We start from the raw sequence: 11,926 nt of genomic DNA on the forward strand, positions 1-11,926 counted from the left end.
CCAGCCATAGGTGAAAACTAGCCCACAAAACTATGACCTTCAATATGTTCTTACCCCAGATCCGCTGACTCATCCTGTCGGGGTGAATACCGGCGTCCGCCTCTGCCGTCTTGAAGAAAAAGACGTGGCCCGTGCTCATCGAGCACGGGCCACAGACTCTTACCAGCAGGTATATGCCTTACTTAGTGCGCAGAACAGCTTCCATATCGAAAGTCGCGCTTTCAGAACGACGGTAGGAATGAACCTCAACGGCAATCACGTTCTTACCCTGGTTCAGCTGGCTAGCGGGAACAACCACGGTAATCGGGGTTGCCTTAGCCAGCGAGTAGGGAACAGCCTTCTGCGCCGGGGTATTGGGCGCAGCGTTAGCCATCAGGTTGGTGCGGTTGACCTCGCGGCCGTTGACGTAGATAGCGATACCGTCATCTGCGTAGGTGGTCAGAACCAGCTCCTGGTTAGCCTGCGGGGTCAGCTGCATCTCCTTACGCAGGAACATCGACATAGGCTGATTGTAGTAGGCGAACTGGACGCGGTTTGCCAGCGAGAATTCGCCCCAACCGATGGAGGTCGGTGCAACGTACCACTGACGGGCGGTGTTATAGGCGTAGTTGGTGTTACGCCAGGTCTTGTCGTATTCGTTGGTGAGTACGAAAGCGATATCCCAGTTATCGCCCGAGGCAACAACCTTCTGGTCAGCAGGCTTGACCGGTTCAACCGGAGCAACAGGCTCAGCGGGAGCGGGGTTTTCCTCAACTACCGGGGGAACCGGCTCCTCAGTGATTTCTTCAATGGGCTTCACATTCGGGTTATCGGGCTGAGTGGGGGCCTCAGTGGTGGGTTCTGCGGTAGGCTCTGCGGTGGGCTCAGCTGGAGCTTCGGTGGTGGGCTCAGCAGTAGGCTCAGCCGGAGCTTCGGTTGTGGGTTCAGCAGTCGGCTCAGCAGGTGCTTCGGTGGTGGGCTCTACCGTGGGCTCAGGAGTGGGCTGAGGCTTAGCCGCTACAGCGACCGGGGTAGAAGCAGAGACGTTACCGGCAGCATCGGAGACGCGGACGAAGTAGCGAGCGTCTTCGGTGGTGGGCAGCTTGTAGCTGGTGTCCGCCGTTGAAGCAATCACGCGGTTATCGCGCAGAATCTGGTAGGTGACACCGCGCTCAGAAACACCGGTCCATGACAGGGTATCGGTGGTTCCGTCGGTGGTGACGGAGAGGTTGGACGCGGTAGCCGGAGCAGTAGAATCAGCGGGCGCGTAGCGGGCGAAACCGACAGTCTGCTGCACACCGTTGTAGCCCAGGGAGCGGGTGATATCGCCGCCAACCCAGAGGGTGCCGGTGGAGTCGGTGAAGGACGCCCAGATACCGTGACCGCGCTGGCCCTGCAGGCTGGGATTGAACTGGGGCAGAATCTCGCCGGTCTGGGCATCAAATGCAGAAATCAGACGGATGGTGTTCACACCGCTGTAAGTGGGTGCGTTCCACGGATTGTCGTGGGTGGTTGCACCGTAGTAAATCCAGTCGCCACAGTGGCAGGCGGCGTAGAGCACGTTATTGCTATCGAGTGATAGGTCCTGGAAGTCGCCGCCGCTCTTGGTGATAGCGGTGGTCAGACGGTTGCTTAGATTGGACTTATCGTACTGGGCGACGAGATGTTCAGCACCCGCAGTCCAGATAGTTGATCCGGCATCCTGCACATCGAACTGGAAGCCATCGCGATGGGTGGGGTTGGTGGCACGGTGAGACAGGGTCCACTCCCAATTCTGGGCTGCCTTGCCGTCGGTGGTGTTGATGTAGGCCAGCTTCCATGCACGCTGGTCGTTGAGGGTTGAGAAGTAGCCGGCGATAGCGACACCCTCATCGCTTGCCGAAACACCGTTGACGGTACCGTTGGTCACGGGGCGCCAGGACCAGTCAACCGAGTTGTCGTTCAGGCGGAAACGGGCGATGTTCTTGGAGTAGGCGTAGGTATCTGAGGTGGCACCCTTAACGTGGGTGAAGTTACCGCCGATGTAGACATAGTTGCCCTGCACATCGATAGCTTTGACGAAGGAGGTGCCGCTGGCGTTGCGGTTGACAACGTCCCAGCCCAGTGAGGTGTCGGTTGCACCGGTGACGGGGTCCAGAATGACAAAGCCGTTAGAGGGTTGACCGTTGACCCGGGTGAACTCGCCACCAACTGCCAGTTTGCCGTTAGGGAGGGGTGAAATAGCCTTGACCTGGCCGTTGAGCTGGGGAGCGAAGGAACGAACCAGCTCGCCGGTATTGACGTTGTAGCCAGCGATGAACTTCTGCTGTACCTTCTCGCCGGTGGTGGCGTTTTCGACAAAGGCGAAGTCGCCGCCGGTGTAGACGGTATCACCCAGCTGGTTAATGGCCTGGACGCGGGTGTTCAGCTCACTGGTGGAACCGGTGCCGCTGTTAGCGCTGGTACGCCAAGTGACGCGGGATGAGAAGCTAGCGGGCAGCGCACGTTCGGTAGCTGCTGCGGTACCGCTATCTGCGATGTCGGTCAGGTTCAGGTCAGCCTGGGTAAGTTTGGGGCGGACGAAAACCTGGGTGAAGGGGATGCCGTAGCCGGTACCGCGAGGGCCCCACAGGTAGGAGGCGGCGGTATCGGTGCCCTGGACGTTGCGACCAAAGGCGAAGCCAATCTTCCAGGACTGGTTGCTTCGGCCGTAGAAGTTGTTGGAGTAGTAGTAGTCGTTATCGTTGGAGATACGGTTGACTGAGGTGGCTACGGATCGGTCAGCGCCCAGTGAAGGGTCATTATCGTAGCGGATGCTTTCCCAGGGGTGGTAGGCAGAGAGGGTCCACGACCAGTTTTCAGTCTTGGTGCGCTTTGCATACATGTTCTGCCAGGCGGTGCCGGCGGCATTACCCGCGCGGTAGAAGCGCACGCCGTCCTCAAGGTCCTGTACCTTGGTGTCGCCCAGCAGGGCGTCCACGGTGGAGGAGGGAAGCTGGACAGGGGAGAAGGCATCGGTGCCGTCGGGGTTAGTTGCGAGCTCGCGGGGGTCGCCCTTACCGGCGTAGTCCTCGCTCCAGCCTTCACGGCCGCGGCCAATCATGACCCAGCCACCGCCGTTGGTTTCCTGGTCACAGTAGAACTGGGCGGGGGCGTCCATTTCGTCGGTCCAGAGCCAGTAGGCACCTGACTTGGATTCGGGGTCGTTCTGCTTGATTTCCCAGCAGGACGCCGCTGCGGTTTCGGTAGTGAGACCGTTGGCTACATACTCGTTGGTTGCAATAGCGCCGGGGATGACGGAGACGCCAACGCCCAGGGCAACCGCACCAACCGCGATCTTAGTAAATAGTGAGGGTTTTTTCATGTGTGTTTAGCAATCTGCGTTGTTGGGGAAGTCGTGGGAAGCAATCTTCCATTCCCCGTTGTTTTCGACCAGAGTAAAAATGTTGAGTGAGCGGGGGAACTGGTTGGAGCTGACGGTGTTACCCGCAGCATCTACAACTTTGACTCCCGAGGAATCGAGGCAGACTTCCATGATTTTGGCTGCCTGGCCGTTGTACTCACCATCAGCGATGCGGGGGGTGCCCACGACGGTTGAGGTTCCCTCAACATGCCAGCCTGACTGGGCGTACTCGGTTGCGGTAGCAAGGTACTGATCAAGGGCTGTGCCGGTGGCTGCCGCTTCAAGCTGCGCTGTGGTTTCTGCAGAGACGTAGCTTTCAACCGCGTTTTCGTTGGCTTGAACGCTTTCGGTATCGCTGGAAATTTCTTCCCCGGTGCTGTTTGCATCGCTGGACCCGGTAGCTGGTTCAATTCCGCCGAGCGCCCCTTGGATATCGGTGTAGAGCTGTTCGGTGGTTTGAACTTCTTCGGTGTCTACAGCGGCTTCGCTCGCTTCAGCGAGGGCTTCGGAACCCGCGAAGTTTTCGGTGAGCGTTTCACCGGCGCTATTTGTTGCGGTTGCTGCTGCAGAGGCTGAGCTTGAAGCGCTTTCGGAGCTGCTAGCGTTGCTGTCGGATGAGCCGCAGGCCGCAAGGGCTAGAGTGGCGCTGGCGCACAGGGCAAGGACGCCGGTGCGCAGGCTGGGCGCGCGCAGGGCAGCAGAGAGGGGTGTCCCTAATTGTTTCATTAAGTCCCTAAAAGTTGTGGTGCGTGGTGGGGTAAAGCTCGCTGGTGCTCCGTGCGAAAGGAGTGGGGTTTTGCCAGAGTGCTTTATCGGTCATCTCATACTACCGGTTGGTCCTCGGGTGGGTTAATAGCCTTAGGCGGAAAAGATGGGGTTACTCGGTAGTAACTTATGGGGACAAGAATGGTTTTCCTCGAAAATACTATTGGTGTTTATCACACTTGTATTAGTTATTTCCTTGAATAGAGGCTTCTACCGTCTTAGCGGTTTAGCCCTTAGGGTAGTGAAGATGCCTGTGGGATAATGGAGCCTGCACCAACCGGCCTTACCCCAGGGGAGCGAAGATGTCACTGAGCGGCCTTGCCCAAGCCCTCACCCACGAGCCCAGCTATACCGCAATCATCACCCAGGCAGGTACAGACCCCAAAGCCCGCCTCGATGAATTTCTGATTGGCTCTCCTGACGGGGCCAGGCCCTTTCTGCTTGCCGGTATAGCCCAGCAACTTGCCACCCAGACCGAGCCGACCCCGCCCGTCCTGCTAGCTGTCACCGCTACCGACCGCGAGGCTGAAGATACCGTCACCGCCCTAGAATCGGTGCTAGAGCCTGGGCAGGCCCAGCTCTTCCCGGCCTGGGAAACCCTGCCCCATGAGCGTCTCTCCCCGCGAAGCGATACCGTGGGCCAGCGCCTAGCGGTCTTGCGCGCCCTCGCCGAGGGGGGTGCGTCCGCTCCCCGGGTGCTCGTTGCCCCTATCCGCTCGGTGCTGCAGCCCCTGGTCGCAGGCCTCGAAAAAATGCAGCCGGTGACCCTACGGGTGGGCGAAGAACAAGACTTTGATGCCCTGATTAAATCTCTCGCATCGGCCGCCTATTCCCGCGTTGACCTGGTGTCAAAGCGCGGAGAATTTGCCGTGCGCGGCGGCATTATCGATATTTTCTCACCGACCGCAGCTCACCCCGCCCGTATCGAATTCTTTGGGGACGAGGTCGAGAATATCCGCTGGTTCTCGGTTGCTGACCAGCGCACCCTGCCCGGCAAAGACCACCCCACCGAGCTACTCGCCCCTCCCTGCCGCGAACTCCTGATTACCCCCAGCGTGATGAGCCGGGCAGCCAGGCTCAAAGGGTCCTTCCCGGGCGCTGCCGCCATGCTCGAAAAAATTGCCGGTGGTATTTATGTTGAGGGCATGGAGTCCCTGATTCCCCTGCTGGTTGACGATATGGTGACCCTGCTCGACCACCTGCCCCCGGGGTCCCTGCCCCTTATTATCGAGCCGGAAAAGGTACGCTCCCGCGCAACCGACCTGGTTGCTACCAACGAGGAGTTCCTGCTGGCTGCCTGGGATTCTGTCACCGACACTACGGACGCCCCCATCGACCTGGGTGCCAACGGCCCCGATGGTCTGAGCGCCGGTAGCTTCCGCACCATTGCCGCCCTGCGAGAAACCGCCCTCGCGAAGGGCTTTGGCTGGTGGGCTATGACGGCCCTGGGCGTTGACGACGCCATCGATGACGGGATTGACTCGGTCCAGCTGGCTGCCCGTGCCCCCCATACCTACTCGGGCAACGTGACCGAGCTGCTGACCGAAGTTGGGAAGAAGGTAAAGGACGGGTGGCGGATTACCGTGGTGACCGACGGGCCAGGCCCGCTCACCCGCCTGCTTGACCTTTTCCAGGAAGCCGAGATACCGGCGTCTCGCGTGGACAGCCTGACGAAACTGCCTGAGCCGGGCATCATCGAGATGACCACCGCCTCCATGGGGCGCGGCTTCATGATGGACGGCGAAAAGCTGGGTCTGCTGACCGAGGCAGATATCCTGGGCCGCACCAGCCCCTACGCTACCCGCGACCTGCGCAGTGGCAAGCTCCCGGTGCGCCGCCGCAAGAACGCGGTTGACCCCATGAGCCTGTCAGCCGGCGACTACGTGGTACACGAACAACACGGTATCGGCCAGTTCGTCGAGCTGATCCAGCGCCCCATTGCCGGGGCAACCGTCATGCCCGGGCAGCCCAAGCCCATGAAGGAATACCTGGTGCTGGAGTACGCCCCCTCCAAACGGGGCGGGCCCAAGGACCGCCTTTTTGTGCCCTCGGACCAGCTGGACCAGGTCTCTAACTACGTGGGCGGCGACGCCCCGACGCTGTCAAAGATGGGTGGCTCCGACTGGGCTAAGACCAAGTCAAAGGCCCGCAAGGCCGTTAAGGAAATTGCTGCTGACCTGATTAAACTCTACTCAGCCCGCCAGGCCTCCCGCGGCCACGCCTTCGGCCCCGACACCCCCTGGCAGCGGGAACTGGAAGAAGCCTTCCCCTACAACGAAACCCCCGACCAGCTCTCGGCTATCAACGAGGTCAAGGCCGACATGGAGCGCGAAATCCCCATGGACCGCCTGATCTCGGGCGATGTGGGCTACGGCAAGACCGAAATCGCGGTACGTGCTGCCTTCAAGGCTGTGCAGGACGGCAAACAGGTGGCCGTCCTCGTCCCCACCACCCTGCTGGCCCAGCAGCACTACGAGACTTTTACCGAGCGTTTCTCGGGCTTCCCGGTCTCCATCAAGGTGCTCTCCCGCTTCCAGAAGGCCAAGGAGTCAGCTGAAATCGCTGAGGGCATTAAGAACGGGTCTGTCGATGTGGTCGTCGGTACCCACCGCATTCTCTCCGAGTCGGTGGACTGGAAGGACCTGGGCCTGGTCATTATCGATGAGGAACAGCGCTTCGGCGTTGAGCACAAGGAAAAGCTCAAAACCATGCGCACCAACGTGGACGTGCTGGCCATGAGTGCTACTCCCATCCCGCGAACCCTGGAGATGTCCCTAACCGGCATCCGCGAGACGTCCACCCTTGCCACCCCGCCCGAGGAACGTCACCCCGTCCTCACCTTTGTCGGCCCCCGCACCGACAAGCAAATTACCGCCGCCATCCGCCGCGAACTTATGCGAGAGGGGCAGGTCTTTGTAGTGCACAACCGGGTCTCAACCATAGAAGAGACCGCCAACGAGATTCAAAAACTCGTTCCCGAGGCCCGCATTGCTGTGGCCCACGGTCGCATGAGCGAATCCCGCCTGGAAAAAATTATCGTGGACTTCTGGGAACGCAAGTTCGATGTGCTGGTATCGACCACCATCGTTGAAACCGGCCTGGATATCTCCAATGCCAACACCCTGATCGTTGATCAGGCCCAGAACTATGGTCTGTCTCAGCTTCACCAGCTGCGCGGACGCGTGGGGCGCGGCCGCGAGCGCGCCTACGCCTACTTCCTTTACCCGGCTGAGAAGGTGCTGACCGAGGTCGCCCATGAGCGTCTGAAGGCGGTGGCGACCCACAATGAGCTGGGCGCCGGTATGCGCTTGGCCATGAAGGACCTAGAAATTCGCGGTGCCGGTAACCTGCTGGGCGGTGAACAGTCGGGCCATATCGCCGGTGTTGGCTTTGACCTCTACCTGCGCCTGGTGGGGGAGGCCGTGGCTAACTTCCAGCACGGGGAGAAGGAAGAAGCTCCTGCTGAGATTAAGGTCGATCTGCCGGTCAACGCCCACATGCCGCACGACTACGTGAGTTCAGAGCGCCTGCGTCTATCGGCCTACCGCCAGATTGCCCAGGCCCAGACTGCCGAGGAGCTGGCTGAGGCTCGCGAAGAACTGGTAGACCGGTACGGTACCCCACCTGCTCCGGTTGAGAACCTGTTCAAGGTCGCGGCTCTTCGTCACCGCGCTCGCGCTGTGGGTCTGACCGAGATTGTGGCGATGGGCCCCAAGGTTCGTTTCTTCCCGGTCAATGATCTGCCAGAGTCGCGCCAGATGCGGCTGGGCCGCATGTATCCGGGTGCCCAGTACCGTCAGATTCCGGGTACCGAGAACTGGCAGATTCTGGTGCCCCGCCCCAAGACGTCCGCTGTTGGGGGTAAAGATCTGGTCGATGATGCCATGGTGGAGTGGACCGAGCAGTTCATTCACGCCATCTTCGAAGCCGGCGTCGCCGGTTCATAGCGCGGTAGGTACCATCTGAGTCAGAAAAACCCATCTGGTTTGTGGGTTTTTCTGAACTAGATGGTACCTACTCCCATCGGTGCCTTTGCAGGAAGAAATAAGGGGCGGCCCACCTGAATAGGTGGGCCGCCCCTTGCTATGAGCAGCGTGCGTCTCTTTACTTGAGTGAGAGCTCAGTGCCGCTGGTGCGAGCCTTTTCGTTGGTCTTCGAAGGCAGGAACCACAGGGGGATGATGAAGGTGACGCCGTAGAGCAGAACAGCTACGGTCCACCAGCCCCAGCCGCCCTCGGGGTACATGCCCAGGGTGTAGAGGCAGCCCAGCAGCAGTACGAAGCAGAGAACGAAGAGGGCGATGTTTGAGCCCAGCTCCTTGGTGCCTGAGTACTGGGGGGTGCCGCTACGCGCGGGAGCGCCGGATTCCATCCCGAAGGATTCAACGTTGGAACGCTTCTCAGCGTCTGACTGAGCAGTGGTCTTAGCCATGGGGAAGTCCTTTTCGTGTGTGTACTTTATTACTCAGTATAGGTGCTGCCTCAGCGGTTCGCACCATATGACGGAGAAGAACCTGGCTTAGTAGCCGCCCTCTGCCGCTTCGCCGGCGCCGATGATGGCGATACCCTTTGAAGCACCGATGCGGGTGGCGCCTGCTTCAATCATGGCGAGGGCTTCTTCGCGGGTGCGGACGCCGCCCGAGGCCTTCACGCCCAGGTCGGGGCCGACGGTGGCGCGCATCAGGGCGATGTCTTCGACGGTTGCGCCGGAGGACGAGTAGCCGGTGGAGGTCTTGACGAAGTCGGCCCCGGCTTCAACGGAGGCCTGGCAGGCCAGAACCTTCTGGTCGTCGGTCAGCTCGGAGGTCTCAATGATGACCTTGAGCAGGGCACCACCGGCGTGGGTAGCCTCGGCGACAGCCTTGATATCTGCCACCAGGGCGTCCTTCTTGCCTGCACGGGCGTCGGCGATGTTGATGACCATATCGACCTCACGGGCACCGGCCTCAACGGCGGTCTTAGCTTCAAAAGCCTTGACCTCGGTGGCGGAAGCACCAAAGGGGAAGCCCACAACCACGCAGGGGACAGACGCAGACCCGGCCAGCTCCTCAGCCAGCACGGGAGCCCAGACGGGGTTGGCACAGACGGAGGCGAAGCCGTACTGCTTGGCCTCGGCGCAGAGGCGGCGGACGTCAGCCTCTGAGGCGGAGGGGGCCAGGATGGTGTGGTCAATCATGGCAGCCAGTTCGGCTGCTGAAAGTTCGAGAGTCATAGTGTTTCTTCCTTGAAATCTTGGTTTGTTTAGAGGCCCAGGGCCGCGGTCATGTCTGCCTTGAGCAGGGCCAGTTTGGTGCTAGCAACCTGGCGGGCATCGGCTACGGAACCGCTGACCGGTACGACCACTTCGAGATAGCACTTGAGCTTGGGCTCGGTGCCGGAGGGGCGCACGATGACGCGGGTGGAGTCCTCGGTGTAGTAGCGCATACCGTCGGTGGGCGGCAGGGTTTCGGTGCCCTCGGTGAGGTCTTCAACCGATACTACGGGGGATTCGGCGAGCTCTGCGGGCGGGGTAGCGCGCAGGCGCTTCATCATCGCTGGGATCTGGGCGAGGTCGTCAACGCGGACGGAGAGCTGGTCGGTGGCGTAGAGGCCGTGCTCGGTGGCAATCTCATCGAGAAGCGCGGGGAAGGAGGAACCGGCGTCCTTAAGCTCCTGAGCATAATCGGCCATGACCAGGGCGGCTGAGATGCCGTCCTTGTCGCGCACCTGGGCGTGGTCAACGCAGTAGCCCAGGGCTTCTTCGTAACCGAAGGTCAGATTATCGACGCGGGCAATCCACTTGAAGCCGGTCAGAGTTTCGTAGTGGGCTACCCCCGCGGACTTGGCGATGGCCCCTGCCAGGCGGGAGGAAACAATCGAGTTGGCGAAGGTTGCGCTTTCGGTGTCGGTGACGGACGCCAGCACCCGGGTAGCTAGAATCGCACCGGTTTCGTCGCCGCGCAGCATCGCCCAGGCACCGTCTCGCTTGACGGCGAAAGCCGCGCGGTCGGCGTCCGGATCGTTGGCGATAATCAGGTCGGCATCAACCTTCTCGGCCAGAGCCATGGCAAGGTCGAGGGCACCGGGCTCTTCGGGGTTGGGGAAGGCCACGGTGGAGAAATTCGGGTCGGGATCTGCCTGCTGGGGCACCAGGGTCACGTTAGTGAAACCGGCCTGATGCAGCACAGCCTCAGCGGTCTTACCGCCCACCCCGTGCATGGGGGTCAGAACGATCTTGAGGTCGCGTTCCTTCTGTTCGACCAGGGGAGTGACGCGGGCGATGTAGTCGGTAGCCACGCTCTCGGGCAGGACCGTCCAGCCGTCAGCGGCCAGTACCGGGGTTTCAACAGCGGAGATGGCGGCTGCAATGTCGCCGTCGTAGGGAGGAATGATCTGGGCGCCGCGGGCACCTGGCTCAACGGCTGCTCCGCCCAGGTAGACCTTGTAGCCGTTGTCGTTGGGCGGGTTGTGGGAGGCCGTGACCATGACGCCAATTTCAGCCCCGTATTCGCGGGTTGCCCAGGCGGTCACAGGAGTGGGCAGGGCTGAGGGCATGAGGTGAACTTCAATGCCGGCAGCGGTGAAGATGGCGGCGGTGTCGAGGGCGAAGACGTCCGAATTCTTGCGGGCGTCAAAACCCACCACGGCAGAAATCTTCTCCCAGCCCTCGGCGGACGCGCGCGCGGTGGCGTAGTCTGCCAGGCCCTGGGCGGCACGCTGAACGACGACGCGGTTCATGCGCATGGGGCCAGCACCCAGTTCGGCGCGCAGACCCGCGGTGCCGAACTGCAGGGTGCCAGAGAAACGGTCAGCCAAATCGGCGGTTGCTCCCTCATCGCCGGCCTCAACATGGGCAATGATGCCCTCAAGCTGGGCTTTGGTTTCAGCGTCGGGGTCGATAGCGGCCCAGGCGCGGGCCTGTTCAAGAAGCTGTTGAGTATCTAGTGACATGGGGTTTCCTTGTGTGCTTAGAGGGCCGCAATAATATCTGCGAGCAGACGGGAAATGCGGGGGCCAGCAGCTTCGCCAGCTTCGATGACCTCGGCGTGGGACAGCGGGGTCTCCTGAATACCGGCAGCCAGGTTGGTGACCAGTGAAATGCCGAAGACCTCAAGACCCGCAGCGCGGGCAGCGATGGCTTCAAGAGCGGTGGACATGCCCACCAGGTCAGCACCCAGTACACCTGCCATCTTGACCTCGGCCGGGGTTTCGTAGTGGGGGCCGGGGAACTGCATGTAGACACCCTCCTGCAGGGAGGGGTCAATGCCGCGGGCAATCTCGCGGATGCGCGGAGAATACAGGTCGGTCAGGTCAACGAAGTGGGCACCGGTCAGCGGGGACGCCGAGGTGAAGTTCAGGTGGTCAGAAATCAGGACGGGTTCCCCGGCTGAGTAGACGGGGTTCAGGCCGCCGCAGCCGTTGGTGAGAATCATGGTGTCAGCGCCAGCTGCAGCTGCGGTGCGCACACCGTGGACGACGGCCTCAACGCCACGCCCCTCGTAGTAGTGGGTGCGGGAGCCAATCACCAGGGCTCGCTTACCGTTCTCGGTCAGGATAGAGGTCAGGGTACCGGGGTGGCCCACGACGGCAGCCTTGTGGAAACCGGGGACCTCGTCGGCAGAGAGCACGTGGGTGGCTTCGCCAATGAGGGAGGCAGCTTCGCCCCAGCCCGACCCCAGCGTCAGCGCCAGGTCGTGCTTCTCGACGCCGGTTTTCTCGGCAATGAACTCCGCGGCCTCACGGGCACGAACCAGTGCCGGGTGGTGAGGGTCAGCGGTGGAAACAGCGGAAATATTTGAATCATTCAACACCCTTCTACGGT

7 protein-coding genes are annotated in these 11,926 nt (G+C 61.2%); 1 reads left to right on the plus strand and 6 read right to left on the minus strand.

The features are described from left to right. Window positions 1-178 precede the first annotated feature (178 nt). Together L6963_RS04420 and L6963_RS04425 are read right to left on the minus strand one after the other, a co-directional pair. Window positions 179-3,322: a fibrinogen-like YCDxxxxGGGW domain-containing protein gene (locus L6963_RS04420; protein WP_237206712.1), complete on the minus strand. Its 3,144-nt coding sequence runs from the start codon at window positions 3,320-3,322 to the stop codon at window positions 179-181. Between the two features lie 6 nt (window positions 3,323-3,328). Continuing rightward, the gene (locus tag L6963_RS04425) at window positions 3,329-4,087 is read right to left on the minus strand and encodes a hypothetical protein (protein ID WP_237206713.1); all 759 of its coding nucleotides are present in this window, start codon (window positions 4,085-4,087) and stop codon (window positions 3,329-3,331) included. A 341-nt stretch (window positions 4,088-4,428) separates the two neighbouring features. Between L6963_RS04425 and mfd the strand changes: the two genes are divergently transcribed. Further along, window positions 4,429-8,073, plus strand: a complete 3,645-nt coding sequence (gene mfd / locus L6963_RS04430) for a transcription-repair coupling factor (RefSeq protein ID WP_237206714.1) — start codon at window positions 4,429-4,431, stop codon at window positions 8,071-8,073. Window positions 8,074-8,230: 157 nt separating this feature from the next. Here the strand turns inward: mfd and L6963_RS04435 are convergent, their stop codons facing one another. The 4 genes from L6963_RS04435 to L6963_RS04450 all read right to left on the minus strand — a co-directional run bounded on the left by L6963_RS04435 (window position 8,231) and on the right by L6963_RS04450 (window position 11,858). Further along, window positions 8,231-8,557, minus strand: coding sequence for a hypothetical protein (locus tag L6963_RS04435; protein WP_237198656.1), 327 nt, complete (start codon window positions 8,555-8,557; stop codon window positions 8,231-8,233). An 87-nt stretch (window positions 8,558-8,644) separates the two neighbouring features. Then, window positions 8,645-9,337 carry a deoxyribose-phosphate aldolase gene (deoC, locus tag L6963_RS04440; RefSeq protein WP_185173361.1) on the minus strand — a complete coding sequence of 231 codons (693 nt, stop codon included), beginning with the start codon at window positions 9,335-9,337 and terminating at the stop codon, window positions 8,645-8,647. Between the two features lie 29 nt (window positions 9,338-9,366). Further along, a complete protein-coding gene (locus L6963_RS04445) occupies window positions 9,367-11,055 on the minus strand; it encodes a phospho-sugar mutase (protein WP_237206715.1) in 1,689 nt (562 codons plus the stop codon). A 17-nt stretch (window positions 11,056-11,072) separates the two neighbouring features. Next, window positions 11,073-11,858, minus strand: a complete 786-nt coding sequence (locus L6963_RS04450) for a purine-nucleoside phosphorylase (RefSeq protein WP_237206888.1) — start codon at window positions 11,856-11,858, stop codon at window positions 11,073-11,075. Window positions 11,859-11,926: the final 68 nt, after the last annotated feature.

This window comes from Rothia nasimurium (assembly GCF_928392795.1).
GTDB classification, from domain to species: domain Bacteria; phylum Actinomycetota; class Actinomycetes; order Actinomycetales; family Micrococcaceae; genus Rothia; species Rothia nasimurium_F.

Excerpts from the sequence above, each read along its gene's own strand:
- L6963_RS04420 (WP_237206712.1), bottom strand. The coding sequence starts at position 3,322 with ATGAAAAAACCCTCACTATTTACTAAGATCGCGGTTGGTGCGGTTGCC.
- L6963_RS04425 (WP_237206713.1), bottom strand. The coding sequence starts at position 4,087 with ATGAAACAATTAGGGACACCCCTCTCTGCTGCCCTGCGCGCGCCCAGC.
- mfd (WP_237206714.1), top strand. The coding sequence starts at position 4,429 with ATGTCACTGAGCGGCCTTGCCCAAGCCCTCACCCACGAGCCCAGCTAT.
- L6963_RS04435 (WP_237198656.1), bottom strand. The coding sequence starts at position 8,557 with ATGGCTAAGACCACTGCTCAGTCAGACGCTGAGAAGCGTTCCAACGTT.
- deoC (WP_185173361.1), bottom strand. The coding sequence starts at position 9,337 with ATGACTCTCGAACTTTCAGCAGCCGAACTGGCTGCCATGATTGACCAC.
- L6963_RS04445 (WP_237206715.1), bottom strand. The coding sequence starts at position 11,055 with ATGTCACTAGATACTCAACAGCTTCTTGAACAGGCCCGCGCCTGGGCC.